The organism is Oryzihumus leptocrescens (assembly GCF_006716205.1).
In the GTDB taxonomy this organism is placed as follows: domain Bacteria; phylum Actinomycetota; class Actinomycetes; order Actinomycetales; family Dermatophilaceae; genus Oryzihumus; species Oryzihumus leptocrescens.
On the sequence record NZ_VFOQ01000001.1, the window covers coordinates 345,343 to 361,926 of the forward strand.

At 72.5% G+C, this 16,584-nt stretch carries 18 protein-coding genes; 11 read left to right on the forward strand and 7 right to left on the reverse strand.

What is annotated here, in order from left to right; all coding sequences use genetic code 11:
- Positions 1–99 precede the first annotated feature (99 nt).
- Both FB474_RS01740 and FB474_RS01745 read left to right on the forward strand, forming a co-directional pair.
- Positions 100–1,323, forward strand: coding sequence for a cytochrome P450 (locus FB474_RS01740; RefSeq protein ID WP_141787084.1), 1,224 nt, complete (start codon positions 100–102; stop codon positions 1,321–1,323).
- Positions 1,320–1,550 carry a ferredoxin gene (locus FB474_RS01745; RefSeq protein WP_141787085.1) on the forward strand — a complete coding sequence of 77 codons (231 nt, stop codon included), beginning with the start codon at positions 1,320–1,322 and terminating at the stop codon, positions 1,548–1,550. Before FB474_RS01740 ends, FB474_RS01745 begins: the two co-directional genes overlap by 4 nt.
- Positions 1,551–1,667: 117 nt before the next feature.
- On the opposite strand, the gene FB474_RS01750 is transcribed toward FB474_RS01745, so the two are convergent.
- Complete coding sequence (locus tag FB474_RS01750; protein WP_141787086.1) at positions 1,668–2,009, reverse strand: hypothetical protein; 342 nt, start codon at positions 2,007–2,009, stop codon at positions 1,668–1,670.
- A gap of 234 nt (positions 2,010–2,243) precedes the next feature.
- Between FB474_RS01750 and FB474_RS01755 the strand changes: the two genes are divergently transcribed.
- Positions 2,244–2,729: a DUF5994 family protein gene (locus FB474_RS01755; protein ID WP_141787087.1), complete on the forward strand. Its 486-nt coding sequence runs from the start codon at positions 2,244–2,246 to the stop codon at positions 2,727–2,729.
- A 64-nt stretch (positions 2,730–2,793) separates the two neighbouring features.
- Here FB474_RS01755 and FB474_RS01760 read toward each other — a convergent pair whose 3' ends face one another.
- Entirely contained in the window at positions 2,794–3,117 is a 324-nt protein-coding gene (locus tag FB474_RS01760) for a YciI family protein (protein WP_141787088.1), read from the reverse strand.
- Between the two features lie 140 nt (positions 3,118–3,257).
- Positions 3,258–3,953 carry a chloramphenicol phosphotransferase CPT family protein gene (locus FB474_RS01765; protein WP_141787089.1) on the reverse strand — a complete coding sequence of 232 codons (696 nt, stop codon included), beginning with the start codon at positions 3,951–3,953 and terminating at the stop codon, positions 3,258–3,260.
- A gap of 81 nt (positions 3,954–4,034) precedes the next feature.
- On the opposite strand from FB474_RS01765, the gene FB474_RS01770 reads away from it, so the two are divergent.
- On the forward strand, positions 4,035–4,949 hold the full coding sequence (locus tag FB474_RS01770) for a DUF222 domain-containing protein (protein WP_185745997.1): 915 nt from the start codon (positions 4,035–4,037) through the stop codon (positions 4,947–4,949).
- Positions 4,874–5,368, forward strand: a complete 495-nt coding sequence (locus FB474_RS01775) for an HNH endonuclease signature motif containing protein (RefSeq protein WP_141787091.1) — start codon at positions 4,874–4,876, stop codon at positions 5,366–5,368. The genes FB474_RS01770 and FB474_RS01775 overlap by 76 nt, the downstream gene beginning before the upstream one ends.
- Before the next feature lie 183 nt (positions 5,369–5,551).
- Here FB474_RS01775 and FB474_RS01780 read toward each other — a convergent pair whose 3' ends face one another.
- The 3 genes from FB474_RS01780 to FB474_RS01790 form a co-directional block, all read right to left on the reverse strand.
- Positions 5,552–6,310: an alpha/beta fold hydrolase gene (locus FB474_RS01780; RefSeq protein ID WP_342778087.1), complete on the reverse strand. Its 759-nt coding sequence runs from the start codon at positions 6,308–6,310 to the stop codon at positions 5,552–5,554.
- Between the two features lie 7 nt (positions 6,311–6,317).
- On the reverse strand, positions 6,318–7,889 hold the full coding sequence (locus FB474_RS01785) for a dolichyl-phosphate-mannose--protein mannosyltransferase (RefSeq protein WP_141787093.1): 1,572 nt from the start codon (positions 7,887–7,889) through the stop codon (positions 6,318–6,320).
- Positions 7,890–7,995: 106 nt separating this feature from the next.
- Entirely contained in the window at positions 7,996–9,096 is a 1,101-nt protein-coding gene (locus FB474_RS01790; RefSeq protein WP_141787094.1) for a DUF2332 family protein, read from the reverse strand.
- A gap of 98 nt (positions 9,097–9,194) precedes the next feature.
- On the opposite strand from FB474_RS01790, the gene rsmI reads away from it, so the two are divergent.
- On the forward strand, positions 9,195–10,055 hold the full coding sequence (gene rsmI, locus FB474_RS01795; RefSeq protein ID WP_141787095.1) for a 16S rRNA (cytidine(1402)-2'-O)-methyltransferase: 861 nt from the start codon (positions 9,195–9,197) through the stop codon (positions 10,053–10,055).
- 3 nt (positions 10,056–10,058) lie between these two features.
- On the opposite strand, the gene FB474_RS01800 is transcribed toward rsmI, so the two are convergent.
- Entirely contained in the window at positions 10,059–10,517 is a 459-nt protein-coding gene (locus FB474_RS01800; protein ID WP_185745998.1) for an SRPBCC family protein, read from the reverse strand.
- An 81-nt stretch (positions 10,518–10,598) separates the two neighbouring features.
- Between FB474_RS01800 and metG the strand changes: the two genes are divergently transcribed.
- The 5 genes from metG to FB474_RS01825 all read left to right on the forward strand — a co-directional run bounded on the left by metG (position 10,599) and on the right by FB474_RS01825 (position 16,583).
- Positions 10,599–12,419 (forward strand): methionine--tRNA ligase, encoded by a 1,821-nt coding sequence (gene metG / locus FB474_RS01805; protein WP_141787097.1) that lies wholly within the window; start codon positions 10,599–10,601, stop codon positions 12,417–12,419.
- Positions 12,416–13,252 (forward strand): TatD family hydrolase, encoded by an 837-nt coding sequence (locus FB474_RS01810; protein ID WP_185745999.1) that lies wholly within the window; start codon positions 12,416–12,418, stop codon positions 13,250–13,252. Before metG ends, FB474_RS01810 begins: the two co-directional genes overlap by 4 nt.
- A 373-nt stretch (positions 13,253–13,625) precedes the next feature.
- On the forward strand, positions 13,626–14,621 hold the full coding sequence (locus FB474_RS01815; RefSeq protein WP_141787098.1) for a resuscitation-promoting factor: 996 nt from the start codon (positions 13,626–13,628) through the stop codon (positions 14,619–14,621).
- A gap of 133 nt (positions 14,622–14,754) precedes the next feature.
- A complete protein-coding gene (gene rsmA / locus FB474_RS01820; protein ID WP_141787099.1) occupies positions 14,755–15,642 on the forward strand; it encodes a 16S rRNA (adenine(1518)-N(6)/adenine(1519)-N(6))-dimethyltransferase RsmA in 888 nt (295 codons plus the stop codon).
- Positions 15,639–16,583 carry a 4-(cytidine 5'-diphospho)-2-C-methyl-D-erythritol kinase gene (locus tag FB474_RS01825; RefSeq protein ID WP_141787100.1) on the forward strand — a complete coding sequence of 315 codons (945 nt, stop codon included), beginning with the start codon at positions 15,639–15,641 and terminating at the stop codon, positions 16,581–16,583. Before rsmA ends, FB474_RS01825 begins: the two co-directional genes overlap by 4 nt.
- Position 16,584 lies beyond the last annotated feature (1 nt).

The window sequence follows — 16,584 nt, forward strand, 5'->3', positions numbered from 1 at the left end:
ACCCGGTCTACGGTCCCTCGCCGGGCGGCTGGTGCGGGCTTAGGCTCGAGGTGAGCGGCGCGTGATACCCGCTCCACCGCATCCAGCGGAGGTGGTGCCATGAGCACCTCGTACGCCCCCCTTGCCGGTCTGCCCCGCGAGCGAGCCTCGGTGTTCGACCCGCCCCCCGTCTATCGCCGGTTGCAGGCGACCGAGCCCGTCAGCCCGCTGACGTTCCCCGACGGCCGCGCCGGGTGGCTGGTGACCCGCTACGACGACGTCCGTGCCCTGCTCGCCGACCCGCGGATGAGCTCGCAGCGCAGCCTCGGCGCGAACCCGATCCGCCTGGTCCCCGAGGAGCTCAAGCCGTTCCTGCAGCCCCGGCCCGGCCAGTTCATCGGGCTGGACCCGCCCGAGCACACCCGCTACCGGCGGCTGCTGACGGGCCAGTTCACGGTGCGGCGGATGAACGCGCTGCAGCCGCGGGTCACCGAGATCGTCGACGAGCACCTTCAGGCGATGCGGGCTGCCGGCGCGCCGGCGGACCTCGTCAGCGCGTTCGCGCTGCCGGTGCCCTCGCTGGTGATCTGCGAGCTGCTGGGCGTGCCCTACCTGGACCGCGCGGAGTTCCAGCAACGGTCCCGGCTGCTGCTGTCGTTGACGTCGGAGGGGCCCGAGCTGCTGCGCGCCCGGGGCGAGTTCCGCGCCTACATGCTCGAGCTGGTCCGGGCCAAGCGTGCGGCGCCGGGCGACGACCTGCTCAGCGGGCTGGTGCACCTCGAGGGCCCGGACCGCCTCAACGACGAGGAGCTCATCAACATCGGCCTGCTGCTGCTCATCGCCGGCCACGAGACGACCGCCAACATGCTGGGGCTCGGCACGTTCGCGCTGCTGCAGCACCCGGCCGAGCTCGAGCGGCTGCGCGCGGACCCGGCGCTGGTCAACGGCGCCGTCGAGGAGCTGCTGCGCTACCTGACCATCGTCCAGTTCGGGCTGGTGCGGGTGGCCACCGAGGACGTCGTCGCCGGTGGGCGCACCATTGCCAAGGGTGACGCCGTGGTGCTCTCGCTGCCGGCGGCCAACCGCGACCCGGCCCACTTCCCCGACCCCGACCGGCTCGACCTCGGCCGCGAGTACGCCGGGCACCTCGCCTTCGGGCACGGCGTCCACCAGTGCCTCGGGCAGCAGCTGGCCCGCGTGGAGATGCACGTCGGGTTCACCCGGCTGCTGGCCACCCTGCCGGGACTGCGGCTGGCCGTGCCCGCGGAGCAGGTGCGCATGCGCGACGAGATGTTCATCTACGGCGTCGAGGCGTTGCCGGTGACGTGGGCCGAGGCGGCATGAGGGTCGTCATCGACCGGGAGCGGTGCCAGGGCGCCGGGATGTGCGTGCTGACCGCGCCCGCGGTGTTCGACCAGAGCGAGGAGGACGGGCGGGTGGTCGTCCTGGACCCCGAGCCCGCCCCCGCGCTCGAGGCGGCCGTGGCGCGGGCAGCGCAGCTGTGCCCCAACGGGGTGATCAGCCTGCTCGGCGGCTCGGCGGCCAGTAGCGCCGGCGCCCCGACGGGCTGACGTCGACCAGGACGCCGCCGCTGCGCTCGATCACCCGGCGCGGGGCGAGGGCCTTGCCGCCCCCCGAGAGTGCACCCCCGGCGACCAGGTTCGAGGCCACGACGGCTGGCAGCCGCGTCACCATGGCCATGAGGTCTCACCGCCGTCATGCAGGGTGTCCCTCGCCGCCGGTTCGAGGTCCGCGGCGCGCTGGGTGGCCCGGTGCCGGCGGACGTAGACGATGAGGCAGAGCAGTGCCGGCACGGCGGCGCCCACCACGCATCCGGCGGCGATCCCGAGGAGGCCACCGGCAAGGACAATCAACTGGCCCACCGGGTTCCAGCACCCGCAGCCGCCGAAGACCGGGGTGTGGTCGATGCCGTACCGCCACCCCTGCATCCCGCCGACGAGCATGGCGACCGACGTCCCCACGACGGCGGCCGCCGCCGCTGCCCCGCCGCGGATTCCTCGTCGTCGCATGCCCACCCCTGAAGCGTCACGCTAGGACCACCGAGGCATGCCTGTCCGGCGTTCGGTGAGGACACGGCATACCGTCGCCCGGCCCATGGAGGGGCTGCCGATGGTCCCTGACCATGTCAGGCGTGCGGCGTACGGTGGAGTGACCGGGGACCTCCACCACGCGGACGCTCGGTCCTCGTCGTCTCCGGTGCACTGCTCCAGCTGGCCCGCACGGCCAGGGACGGATCTTCTTTCATGACCGCCACCAACAGCAACAACCCCGTGGTCCCGGCCGGCAGCGGTCCTCGGGACAGCGGACTTCCCCTGATCCCCGCGGAGCCCAGCCGCGAGGGCTTCCCCGACGGCGCGTGGTGCCCGCGGTCGGCGGACCTCGTGACCGAGCTCGCCGCGCTGATCGAGGACCTCCGGGCCCAGGGTCTCGAGGTCCGGCGGGTGGTCTACAACCCCGAGCTGTGGGGACGAGCACCGCGGCACGCCGTCATCGGCTCCCGGCCGATCGACCTGGGCACCTCGCGGGCGTTCTACCCCCACCTGGTGCGGCTGTTCCTGCGCGGCGGCCGTCCGTGGATCGACCTGTTGGTCATCTTCCCGACCGGGCACGGCGTCCGGCCGGCGGCGACGGTGCTTCCCCCGCCGCCGAAGTGGCATGACCTGACGCCCCAGCAGGTGTGGGAGTCCGAGGGCGGGTACCTCCCCGATGGCCCGGACACGAGCACGTGAGGTGCGCACCCGGAATACCGAAGGCGCCCCGCACCGGTGGTGAGGGGCGCCTCTGACGGGACCGTCACATCGGGACGAGCTCGTAGATGTCGATCGCGAACCGGCCCTTGCCCTCGGTGAGGAACGGGTGCCCCTCGACGAGCCCGCGGGCGGCGGCGAGGTCGGCGGCCTCGACGATGGTGTAGCCGTTCTGCTCGCTCGGCGCGACCTCGGAGCCGTCGTCCGCGACAGCGGCACGGGAGCCGAACGGGCTGCCGAAGTCGACGAGCGAGGCGCCGACCTTGTTGCCCCAGTCGGTCCACGCCTTCTGGAGCTGCTCCCCGACCTCGGGGGTGATGTCCTCCATCGGGGTCGCGGGGCCGCGGTAGAGGTAGATGAACTTGGCCATGTCAGTGGTCCTCTCGTGGAGCCGGGGGTGCAGCCGGTATGCCGTGCCGTCACCTCCGCGGGCCACGCCCGGTGCGGGCCCTACCTGCTCGACGAACGCACCTTTGGCCAATCGACAGGTGGCCCGGTGTCGCTGATCGGTCAGGTTGGGCCTGTCCTGCCGCAGCGCAGCCGGGAGAAGGCCGAGGGGGAGGCGCGGTGCGTGAGGTGCTCCTTGACCCGCTCGGCGCACTCGCGCGGGCTCAGGACGCTGGTGTCGACCTCGAGGTCGTAGTCGCCGTGGGCGTGGACCTGGTCGAACTGGCTCGCCGCCTGGCCCACGGGGCGGTCGCCGCGAGCGGCCTCACGGGCCACCGTCTCCTCCAGCGGGCAGCGCACTCCGACGAAGACCACGCGCTCGGGGTCAAGCAGGTCGAGGCAGTCGGACAGTCGCCAGGCGAAGCTCAGCACGTGGTCGACGACGACGTTGTTGCCCGCGGCAGCCATGCCCGCCACGGCTCGGTGGAAGCCCATGGAGGTGCGGACGAGCTCGGCGGGCAGGTCCTCGTCGCTGATCTCGCGCTGGGAGCGCATGGCGTGGACGGCGTCGACCGGCAGGTGGAACCAGGTGTCGTCCAGGATCTCCAGCAGCTCGGCCGCGATGCTGGACTTGCCTGAGCTCGAGGTGCCGTTGAGCAGGATGACCGTCCCCTGCCGGGTCACGGCGGGGACTCGGGGGTCGCTGCGGTCCAGCGGGTTGCTTGTGGCGAGCTGCTCGTTGACCTGGTCGAGGTTTTCGGCCTGGTCGTTGTGGGCGGCCTGGTCGGGCTGGGCGGCCGCAGGGGTCGTCGTGGACATGGCGCGGATTCTGCCGTGGCTCGCGGGCGAACCGGAGGATGACGCGAGTGGCCTGTCGGTGGTCGAATGTATGTTCGAACCATGCATCAGGGGGATCGTCGTCAGGGGGCCGCGGCCAGCGGGTCCGGTGGCGTGCCCGCGGCGGGGTCGGGTGGGGCGGTGCTGGCGTTCGCGGACCGGTTCGCCGTGGTGGATGCGGCGGCGGAGGCGTTGACCCGGCTGGACCAGGTGGTGCACCAGTGCCAGGGGTCGGATCTCGGGCCGGCGATGGGTCGGCTGGATGTGTTGCGGCGGTTGGTGGAGGCGGCCCAGGTCTCGGTGCTCGGCGAGGGCCTGGAGCGCGGCGAGGTGGCCTCCTCGACATGTGCGACGGCGGCGGGGTGGGTGCTGGAGTGGGCGCCGTCCTACCGGGCCGGTGGCGCGGGTGACCTGGTCAAGGTCGCGCAGGCGTGCATCGGGATGCCGGTGGGGGCGCGGGCGGCGCACGTCCTGGACCACGGGTCGGTGCGGCGGCTGCGCTCGTGCGTGCTGGCCGGCCGGGTCGGGGTGCGCTGCGCGGCGGTCGCGCTGACCGAGATGCACAAGCTCGGCCCGCGGCTGACCCCGGCGGCGCTGCCCACGGTCTGGGAGGGGTTCCTGCAGGTCGCCGGGGAGGCGGGCCCGCGGGAGGTGCGGGGTTTGCGGGAGCGGATCATCGCCACCTACGGGCGCCAGGGCGAGTTCCAGGTCCGCCAGGACCGCCTCAGGCACGGGGTGTCGTTGTCGGCGGGGCGGGCCGATGACGGGATGGTGGAGTACCAGCTGCGCCTGGACCCCGAGGGGGCGAGCGTGTTGGAGGCGGCGATCGGTCCGCTGTCCGCGCCGAACCCGGTCGACGGCATCTCGGACCTGCGGAGCAGCTACCAGCGCCGGGGGACGCCCTGGTCGAGGCGTGCCGGCGGTCCACGGCCGCCGGGGGTGAGGCGCCGGCGCAGACCAAGGCGCAGGTCTTCGTGACCATGGCCCTGGATGACCTCAAGGACGCCTGCGGGTCCGGGACGGTCCTCGGCGCCGGGGGTGTGCACGGCAACGGGACCCTGTTGGGGCCGGAGACGGTGCGGAGGATCGCCTGCGACGCGGCGGTCATCCCGGTCGTCCTCGGCACCCAGGGGGAGGTTCTCGACCTCGGCCGGACGAGGCGGCTTTTCAGCCCGGCGCAGCTGAAGCACCTCTGGCTCCGCGACGGCGGCTGCACCATCCCGGGCTGTCACGCCCCGCCATGGTGGTGCGACGGGCACCACGTCGTCCACTGGGCCAACGGCGGGGCCACCGACGTGTCCAACGCGGCCCTGCTCTGCGGGCGGCACCACACGATCGTGCACCAGCGCGGCTGGACCGCGACCGTGACCGCGACCGGGGTCACCTGGCACACCTGAGGCCCCCGCCCCGCACCCGGCCCAAAAAGCGGGCCGGGTCAGCGGCACGCCCGAGCAGGACCGGACGGGTGAAGCCGCTGGCTGAGATCCGGCCGCGGCCTGACGGCAGTGGTTGGCATTGGTTTGGGGGAGGTGGGCAGCAGGTCATCGGCGGTCTCCGATGGCGGGCGGCGACGCCTTCGTTCAGCGTGCGTCAAGCGCCGGGGCGTCGGTCTCCGGTTCGTCCGTGCCGCTGACGTCTCCCAGACCGGCGAGCACAGCCATGACCTCATCGATGTGGCTGTAGTGCAGGCTGTGCGCACCGCCCGGGATGGACACCACGTCGAAGCCGTGCGCCTCGAGCCGTGAAGCGTGGTCCGCAGGAACGAAGTCGCTGGGTTCCGCACGCAGCATCACCGAGTGGGCCCCCGCGCTCGGGGTGAGGTCCCGGCCGGCCAGGTCGGCAGCCAGGCTCACCGCCGTCGGGACGTCCCAACGTCGGGCGGACGCGACCTCGACCTCACGGTCGCGCTGGTGCCAGGACGGTCGATCGCGCACCAGCCGCTCCAGCGTCCGGCCGTCCTTCATCGCCGTGAAGCGTGCCCTGACCTCGACGCGGTCAACGGCGGTGGAACGGCAGTCCAGCGGCGCGTCGAGATAGACCGCGTGCCCCGGCCGCAGCTGCGACACCACGGCGGCGAGGACCACGCCACCGAGGGAGTGCCCGACCGCCAGGTCGACCTTGTTCGGGGCGCTCGACAGCACGGCCGCGGCATGGGACTCGACACTCGCGGCCGGGTTGGCCGGGGATGCGCCGTGACCGGGCAGGTCCAGGGCGACCACCCGGTAGCCGCGTTCCGCCAGCGACGGGCCGAGCCGCCACCAGGTCGAGGAGTCAGCCATGCTCCCGTGGAGCAGCAGAGCGCACCGGTTGCCCGACCCCCACACCCTGGCGCTCAGCACGTCGGCGTCAGATCCAGCTCGGGAACCACATCCGCCACGACCACTGCGTGTACGGGATCACCTGGGCGGTGTAGATCGGGTAGAAGAACGCGAACAGCGCGACCGTCAGCACGACATACGCGCCAGCACTCGCCAGCCCCCACCTGCGGCGACGGCGCGATGCCTTCTCTGGGCCGATCACCAGGCCGAGCACGTAGGTGACGGCGAGGACGATCCACGGCACGAACGCGATCGCATAGAAGCTGTAGATCGTGCGCTGCTGGTAGTTGAACCACGGCAGGTAGCCGCCCACGAAACCGGCCAGGATCGCCCCGGCGCGCCAGTCGCGGCGCAGGGCCCACATGAACAGCAGGACGAACAGCGCGACGGCGGCGCCCCACCAGATCGTCGGCGTGCCGATCGAGGTGATCGCCTTGCTGCACAGGTCGACGGTGCAGCCGTCCTGCCCCTTCTTCGGCCCCTCGTAGAAGAACGACGTCGGGCGGCCCTGGATGAGCCAGGACCACGGGTTCGTCTTGTACGGGTGCGGCGAGGACAAGGTGATGTTGAAGCGGTACATCTCCTGGTGGTACTGCCACAGCGAGCGCAGGGCGTCGGGCACCCAGCCGAACGAGCGCGAGGGATGGGTGAGCGCCCACTGCCGGTCGTAGCCGTCCTTCGACAGGAACCACCCGGTCCACGAGGCGAGGTAGACCGAGGCCGCAACGCCCACCATGACCACGCCCGCGAACACCCCGTCGAGCACCACGGCCCCGGGGAACCAGCGCCGGATGCCGGCCGCACGCCGGGCGCCCACGTCCCACAGCACGGTCATGAGGCCGAACACGGCGAGGAAGAACAACCCCGACCACTTGGTGCCGGCCGACAGTCCCAGGCAGACCGCAGCCACCCAGCGCCACGGGCGCCAGCCCAGCCATGGGCCATAGAGCAGCCCGCCCGTGCCTGGCGCCTGTCCGGCCTCGCGCAGCGCCCCCACCTTCCGGGCAAGGATCTCCCGCGAGCGGTCGCGGTCGATGAGCAGCGCGCAGAAGCCGGCGAACGCCCAGAACATGACGATCAGGTCGAGCAGCCCGGTGCGGGAGTGCACGAAGTGGTGGCCGTCGAAGGCCAGCAGGATCGCCGCGATCGTCCCCATGAGCGTGGATCCGAAGAGGCGCCGCCCGGCGCGGCCGATCATGAGGATCGACAGCGTGCCCAGCAGCGCGACCGAGAAGCGCCACCCGACCGAGCTGGTGACCCCGAACAGCTGCTCGCCCACGGCGATGACCCACTTGCCGACCGGCGGGTGCACGACGAAGTCCGCCGTGGTGCCGAAGACGTTCGGCGTGCCGTTGGTGAACATCGCGTCGGGGTACTTGATGCTGTCCGGCACCCGCTCCTCGAAGCCGTGCTGGATCATCGAGTACGCCTGCTTGACGTAGTACGTCTCGTCGAAGACCAGCTGGTGCGGGTCCCCGAGCTTCCAGAACCGCAGGAACCCGCCGACGGCGGCCACGACCAGCGGCGCGAGCCACCCCCACAGCCGGTCGGTCGGCCTGGTCCCGAGCAGGCGTGATCGCAGCTGCTCGGTGGGGGTCATGGCGGTCATCGTATGCAGGGGGTCTGTGGCCGCTGGAAGGAGCACGGGCGTGGTCACCGGGTCTCGCGCCACAACATCCGGTATGCCGTGTGGCCGGCGACGCGGCTCACCGCGGCGCCAGCGGGGTCGGGTCCCAGTCCAGCCACGTCCGCCGCGCGTCGAACCGGCCGAGGAGGCTGACCTCGGCCACGGACCCGTCCCGGTAGGTGACCGCCGTGAGGACGTGCTCGGCCGCGACCGCCTCGACGGGGCCGGCGGTCACGAGCGGCAGCGCCCGGCCGGCCGGCTCGGCCGTGACCCAGACCAGGTCGCGACCGGCGGCGGCCAGCTGGGCCGGCACGGCCGCCAGGGGGGCGTTCGCGGGGGTCCGGCCGGGGGCCGGGCTGCCGACGACCACGGGGAGCTCGTCGTCCGGGATCTCGGCCAGGGCCGTCGGCAGCAGGTCGGGCAGCGTGCCGCCACGCAGGTCGACCTCGACCTCGCGCAGCAGCGACAGCGCCGACTCCAGCCGGTCCAGGGCCGAGACGTCCTCGGGCCACACCCCGGACAGGAGCCAGTCGACCGCGTCGACGTCGGCGGCGTCCACCGGGTCCGGGTCCAGGCCGACCCGGCTGCCCACGGTGAAGGGCTGGTGCAGGTCCCGCGGGGTGTCCCCGAGCAGGCGGCAGGCGAGGTGCACCGGGCCGTCGCCGACCAGGTCGGTGCCGTAGTCGAAGCGGTAGTGGTCCAGCAGCAGGCCCAGCCCGGCCGTGGCGCCGAGCTCGACGAGGGCGACCGGGCGCCCGGGGTGGGCGGCCGCGGCGCGGGAGACGGCGGGGCGCACGATCGACCAGACCAGCGGGTCGTCCTGCCGCAGGGGCCGCCGGCACAACCGGCCGAGCTCCTCGCCATGGGTCGAGACCAGGTCCCGGAAGGCGTCGACCAGCCCGCCGTCCGGTGGGTACGGCCCCTCGAGGACGGGGTAGTAGTGGGCCAGCGGGTGCTCGGGCAGCGTCGTCCGCAGCAGGTGGTGCACGGCGGTGAACAGCCGCGTGGGCTGCAGGCGGGCCTCCGGACCGGCGGCCTCCAGCGGTGCCCCCAGCTCCGGCTCGGCCACGACCGCCAGCAGCAGGGTGCTGATCACCGGGCTCGCCGACAGCCGCCCGCCCGCGGCGGCGCGGAAGCTCTGCACCAGGGCTGTCCCAGCCCCGACGTCTGTGCTGCTCATGTGTCCCCCACTGGCTCACGGCGGCCCTGCCGGGTCGTTCAGGTCCGGCACCGCCGGGTCGCTCGACTGTAGGACAGACCTGAGAGGATCGACCAGTGATGACCAGCCCCGGTGAGCCCGCCCCCGACCACGGCGTGCTGGTCCTGGCCGCCACCCCGATCGGCGACCCCCAGGACGCCGCGCCCCGGCTGGCACGGGAGATCGCCGCCGCCGACGTCGTCGCGGCCGAGGACACCCGGCGGCTCAAGCGGCTGTGCTCCGCGCTGGGGGTCGAGCCCACGGGGTCGGTGCTCAGCTACCACGAGCACAACGAGTCCTCCCGCACCCCCGAGCTGCTCGAGCGGCTGCGCGAGGGCGCCCGCGTCGTCGTGGTCACCGACGCCGGCATGCCCTCGGTGTCCGACCCGGGCTACCGCCTGGTCTCGGCCGCGGTGGAGGCCGGCGTCCGGGTGACCTGCGTGCCGGGCCCGAGTGCGGTGCTCATGGCCCTGGCCGTCTCTGGCCTGCCGGTCGACCGGTTCTGCTTCGAGGGGTTCGCCCCGCGCAAGCCCGGTGAGCGGGCCCGGGCCCTGGCCGCGCTCAAGGACGAGCGGCGCACCATGATCTTCTTCGAGGCGCCGCACCGGCTGGACGCCACGCTCGCCGCGATGGCCGAGGCGTTCGGGGCCGACCGCCCGGCGGCGGTGTGCCGCGAGCTGACCAAGACCTACGAGGAGGTCCGCCGCGGCGGCCTGGCCGAGCTGGCCGCCTGGGCGGCCGACGGCGTCAGGGGCGAGATCACGATCGTCGTCGGGGGTGCCCCCGCGGCGGTGAGCGACCCCGGTGAGGCGCTGCGCGTCATACAGGAGCGGGTGGCGGCCGGGGAGCGGCTCAAGGACGTCGCGGCCGACGTCGCCGCGAGCACCGGGCTGTCCAAGAAGGCCCTGTATGACGCTGCCGTCGCCGCGCGGCGCGGCTGAGGGTCAGGCGGGGAGGCGCTCGGCTGCCCGCTTGAGGTTCTCCAGCGTCTTATGGATGCCGCGGCGGTTCGTCTTCAGCCGCGGGCCGAAGGCCTTGTCCGCGGGCACGCGGTACCAGCCGGGGCGACGGTCGGTCCACTCCTCGACGACGGTGCAGCCGTGCGCCGTCGGGACGATGAAGTACTCCCAGCGCGCTACCGGCATCGGCCCGAAGGTGATCTCGAAGGCCAGGTTGCGGCCGCGCTCGGCGCTGACCACGCGGCCCTGGGTGACCCAGCGGATCGACCCGGCGCGGTTGTGCCCGATGAACTCCGCGCCCTTGGCGGCCTCGGTCGCGCCGCCGCGCCACGTCACCTTCTCGCACTCGGGGGACCAGTCACCCATGCGGGGCAGGTCAGCGACGAGGTCGTAGACCAGGTCCGCGGGGGCAGCGACGTCGAGGGTCTCGCGCAGGTCGGGCACCCGGCGATCATGACACCTCCGGTGGCAACCACCACCCACGCAGCGGAAAAGGGGATGCACCTCACCCCTAGGATTCGGGGCATGAGCAAGGTCCTGTCTGCAGTCGCCTGGCCGTACGCCAACGGTCCGCGGCACCTCGGCCACGTGGCCGGGTTCGCCGTGCCCTCCGACGTGTTCAGCCGGTACATGCGGATGGCGGGGCACGACGTGCTCATGGTCTCCGGCACCGACGAGCACGGCACGCCGATCCTCGTGCAGGCCGACAAGGAGGGCGTGACCGCCCGCGAGCTCGCGGACACCAACAACCGGGTCATCGTCGAGGACCTGCACGCCCTCGGCTGCTCCTACGACCTGTTCACCCGCACGACGACGGCCAACCACTACGCGGTCGCGCAGGAGCTGTTCACCCAGGTCTGGAAGAACGGCTACATGATCGAGCGCACCACCAAGGGCGCGATCTCGCCGTCGACCGGGCGCACGCTGCCGGACCGCTACATCGAGGGCACCTGCCCGATCTGCGGCTACGCCGAGGCCCGCGGCGACCAGTGCGACAACTGCGGCAACCAGCTCGACCCGACCGAGCTCATCAACCCCCGCTCGAAGATCAACGGCGAGGTGCCCGAGTTCATCGAGACCCAGCACTTCTTCCTCGACCTGCCCGCCCTCGCAGGTGCGCTGCGCGAGTGGCTGGAGGGCCGGGAGGCCTCGGGCACGTGGCGTCCCAACGTGATCCGGTTCAGCCTCAACATCCTCGACGACATCAAGCCCCGCGCCATGACCCGCGACATCGACTGGGGCATCCCGGTGCCGCTGGACGGGTGGCGCGAGCAGCCGACCAAGCGGCTCTACGTCTGGTTCGACGCGGTCATCGGCTACCTGTCCGCCTCGGTCGAGTGGGCCCGCCGGCTCGGCGAGCCCGAGCGCTGGCGCGAGTGGTGGACTGAGGGCGCAGGGCCTGAGCCCGCTCTTTCGTATTACTTCATGGGCAAGGACAACATCACCTTCCACTCCCAGATCTGGCCGGCCGAGCTGCTGGCCTACGCCGGCCGCGGCGACCACGGCGGCGAGCCGGGGGAGTACGGCGTGCTCAACCTGCCCACCGAGGTCGTCTCCTCCGAGTACCTCACGATGGAGAGCAAGCAGTTCTCCTCCTCGCGCGGCCACGTCATCTACGTGCGCGACGTGCTCTCGCGCTACCAACCCGACGCGCTGCGCTACTTCCTGTGCGCCGCCGCGCCGGAGAGCCAGGACAGCGACTTCAGCTGGCGCGAGTTCGTGACGCGCACCAACGGCGAGCTCGTCGCGGGCTGGGGCAACCTGGTCAACCGGACGGCGTCGATGATCGCCAAGAGCTTCGGGCAGATCCCGCCCGCCGGTGAGCTCACCGACGACGACGAGAAGCTGCTGGCGACCGTGCGCGAGGGCTTCGACACCGTGGGCGACCTGATCGGCCGGCACCGGCTCCGGCAGGCCATCGCCGAGGCGATGCGCGTGGTCGGCGAGGTGAACAAGTACGTCACCGACCAGGCGCCGTTCAAGCTCAAGGGTGAGGACGAGCGGGAGCGCCTCGGCACGATCCTGCACGTCACGGCGCAGGCGGTGCTCGACTGCAACACGATCCTGTCCCCGTTCCTGCCGCACTCGGCCAACGCCGTGCACGCGACCTTCGGCGGCACGGGCGAGTTCATGCCGATGCCCGTCATCGAGGAGGTCACCGACCTCGACGACGGCCACCCCTACCCGGTGATCACCGGCGAGTACTCCCACACTCCGGAATGGGCGTCTCGACCCGTGGACGTGGGTGCATCTGTGAACAAACCCACACCGATCTTCACCAAGCTCGACCCCTCGGTCGTCGACGAGGAGCTGGCGCGACTGGGTGGCGACGGGGCCGCCGAGTGAGCCACGCGGACCGCCCGCCGGCGCCGGACCCGCTGCCGATCCCGGTCGTCGACAACCACACCCATCTCGACATCAGCCGCGACGGCGAGGCCCCGCCGGACCTGCAGCAGGCGATCGACGAGGCGGCCGCGGTCGGGGTGCCGCGGATGGTCCAGATCGGGTGCGACCTGCCCGGCGCGCGGTTCACCGTCGAGGTCGTCGACCGGTATCCCGCGCTGCTGGGTGGGGTGGCCCTGCACCCCAACGAGGCGCCCCGGCTCCAGGCCCGCGGCGAGCTGCAGGACGCGTATGCCGAGATCGAGCGGCTGGCCGCCCACCCGCGGGTGCGGGTGGTCGGCGAGACCGGACTGGACTACTTCCGCACGGGCCCCGAAGGCGTTGGGGTCCAACAGGATTCGTTCCGGTGGCACATCGACCTCGCCAAGCGCACGGGCAAGGCGCTGCAGATCCACGACCGTGACGCCCACGACGACGTGTTGCGCATCCTCGAGGAGGAGGGCGCCCCCGACCACACCGTCCTGCACTGCTTCTCGGGCGACATCGCGATGGCCCGCGAGTGCGTCGCGCGGGGCTACGTCCTGAGCTTCTCCGGCACCGTGACGTTCAAGAACGCGGCCGGCCTGCGGGACGCCCTGGCGGTGACCCCGCTGGACCAGCTGCTGGTCGAGACCGACGCCCCCTACCTCACCCCGTCGCCCCACCGCGGGGCCCCCAACGCCTCCTACCTCGTGCCCCTCACCGTGCGGGCCATGGCGGGGGTCCTGAACGTCGACGTGCCGTCGCTGTGCACCGCGATCGCGGCCACCTCGGAGCGTGTCTACGGCCCCTGGTGACCGGTCATCCAGGGTTGGCGAACCACATGCCTGTCATTTACCTCCAGTTGACCTTTCCATGCCCCGTCGGCATGGTGGAGGGCTGTTGGCCGGGATCGGAACACCCTCGGTCGGCGCGCATCGGGGGGCGCGCGGCGATGCCGCGAGCCCCTTGTTCGTTGCTGGACCGACCTGCCTGACAGCGGGTCACGCTTCCGTGAGGGGCCCCAGCCGACGTGATGACGAGCCGGTCGAGTCCGTGCCCGGGGAGCCCTAGCTCTGGAGCATCGTGATCACATTCCCGGTTCGGCGCATCGCCCAGGCCGCTGTCGTTGCCACAGCCGTTGCCGCCGCAGTCGGCTTTACGAGCTTTGACAAGGCAGTCGCCCTCTCGGTGGACGGCAAGACCTCCTCGGTCCACACCTTCGGCGACAACGTGGGAGACCTTCTGGCCAAGCAGCACATCACGCTCGGCCCCCACGACACGGTCGCCCCCTCCCTGAACTCCCCCCTCCACGACGGCGAGAAGATCGCGGTCCGCTACGGCCGCGTCCTGTCCGTCACCCTCGACGGCAAGCAGAAGAGCTACTGGACGACCGCGACCACGGTCGCCTCGGCCCTGCAGCAGCTCGGCATCCGCGCCGACGGCGCCAGGCTGAGCGTCTCGCGTGACATGCCCCTGGGCCGTCAGGGCCTGTCCGTCACGATCGGCACTCCCAAGGACGTGACCATCAAGGCCGACGGCCACACCCGCACCGCGACCACCACCGGCGCCACCGTCCGTGACGCGCTCGCCGAGCTCAAGGTCCCGGTGGGCCCGATCGACAAGGTCAAGCCCGGTCTGGGCACGCCGCTCACCGCCCAGGGCACGACCATCACCATCGACCGGCTCACGCAGAAGACGGTCACGGTCACCGAGCCCATCGCGGCGCCGGTCACCAAGCGCTCGGACTCCTCGCTGACCAAGGGCACCACCAAGACGGTCACGGCCGGCAAGGCGGGCTCGAAGCGGGTCACCTACGCGCAGACCTTCGTCAACGGCAAGCTGGCCAGCCGTGTCGCCAAGTCCGTCACGGTGGTCTCGCAGCCGGTGGCCTCGGTCATCGCGGTGGGCACCAAGGCGCCGACCACCTCCTCCGGCCCCATCCCGTCCTCCGGCGGGCTGAACTGGGCCGCCCTGGCCCAGTGCGAGTCCGGCGGCAACCCCCGCGCGGTTGACCCGTCCGGCACCTACTACGGCCTGTACCAGTTCGACCAGGGCACGTGGAACTCGGTGGGTGGCTCCGGCAGCCCGATCGACGCCTCGTCAGCCGAGCAGACCCAGCGGGCGCAGATCCTCTACAGCCGGGTCGGCGCCAGCGCGTGGCCGGTCTGCGGCAAGAACCTCTGAGGCACACACCGCAGGCGCGAACCTCTGTGTCGCACCTGCCGCGTGCCTGAGCTGCACGGCATACCCGCAGTGACTGTGGCCCCGGACCTCGCCGGTTCGGGGCCACAGTGCTGTTCCCCCTAGGCTGCAGGGCATGGCTGACAACGACGAGCACGGCACCGTCGCCGGGCTGCTCGGGGCCGCGCAGATCCGCGAGATCGCGGCGCGGCTGGATGTCCGGCCGACGAAGCAGTGGGGGCAGAACTTCGTCGTCGACGCCAACACGGTGCGCCGTATCGTCCGGGTGGCGGGCGTGGGGCCGCAGGACGTCGTCGTCGAGGTCGGCCCGGGTCTGGGGTCGCTGACCCTGGCCCTGCTGCCGGAGGTCTCCCGGGTCGTGGCCGTCGAGGTCGACCCGACGCTGGCCGCTGCGCTGCCGCAGACCGTGGCGTCGCTGGCGCCCCAGCACGCCGACCGGCTCTCGCTGGTGCACGCCGACGCGCTGACCGTGCGCGAACTGCCCGACCCGCAGCCCACCGCGCTGGTGGCGAACCTGCCCTACAACATCTCCGTGCCGGTGGTGCTCGGCTTCCTCCAGCACTTCCCGACGATCCGTCGCGTGCTGGTCATGGTCCAGCTCGAGGTCGCCGAGCGGCTGGCCGCGGGCCCGGGCAGCAAGGTCTACGGCGTGCCCAGCCTCAAGGCCGCCTGGTACGCCGACGTCCGGCTTGCCGGCCACGTCGGGCGCAACGTCTTCTGGCCCGTGCCCAACGTCGACTCCGGCCTGGTGTCGCTCGTGCGGCGCGACCCACCGGTGACCGACGCCAGCCGGGAGGACGTCTTCGCCTGCATCGACGCGGCCTTCGCCCAACGCCGCAAGACGCTGCGCGCCGCGCTCGCCGGCTGGGCCGGGTCCGCGCCGCGGGCCGAGGAGGTCCTGGTCGCCGCCGGGATCGACCCGCGCACCCGCGGCGAGCAGCTCGACATCGACGCCTTCGCCCGGATCGCCTCCGCCCGCCTCGCCCTAGGGTGTCCTTCATGAGTCTCGCCGTGCCGCCCTCCCGCTCGGTCACGGTCCGGGTGCCCGCCAAGGTCAACCTCGAGCTCATCGTCGGGCCCCTGCGCCCCGACGGGTTCCACGACCTGGCGACCGTCTACCAGGCGGTCAGCCTGTACGACGACGTCACCGTGCGCCCCGCAGACGACTGGTCCGTGACCGTCTCCGGCGCCGAGGCCCACCTCGTGCCTGACGGCGGCGACAACCTCGCGCTGCGTGCTGCGCGCCGGCTGGCCGAGGCGGCCGGCATCGAGGAGCCGGTCGGCATCGCGATCCACAAGGAGATCCCCGTCGCCGGGGGCATGGCCGGAGGCTCGGCCGATGCCGCCGGGGCCCTGCTGGCCTGTGACGCACTGTGGGGCCTGGGCACGCCCCGGCACGCGCTGGAGCAGCTGGCCGGCGAGATCGGCAGCGACGTGCCGTTCGCCCTCGCCGGCGGCACGGCGGTCGGCTCCGGTCGCGGCGAGCAGCTCGCGCCCGTCCTGGCCCGCGGCTCCTACCAGTGGGTCTTCGCGTTCAGCGACAACGGCCTGTCCACCCCGAGGGTGTATGCCGAGTGCGACCGGCTCCGGGAGGGGCGCGACGTGCCGCCGCCACAGCCCACGGCGGCGATGATGACCGCCCTGCGCTCCGGCGACGCCGCCGCGCTGGGCAAGGCGCTGGTCAACGACCTGCAGCCCGCCGCCCTGTCCCTGCAGCCGCAGCTGCGCGAGGTGCTCGAGCTCGGCTCGGAGTGCGGCGCCCTGGGCGGCCTCGTGTCCGGTTCCGGGCCGACCGTGGCCTTCATCGTGCCCGACGCCGAGGTCGCGCTCGACCTGGCCGTCGCGCTGGCCGCGTCGGGCCTCGCCGCCGGGGTCAAGCGCGCCACCGGCCCGGTGCACGGTGCCCAGGTCGTGCCCGGCCCGAGCGTGACGAGGGTCGACTGAC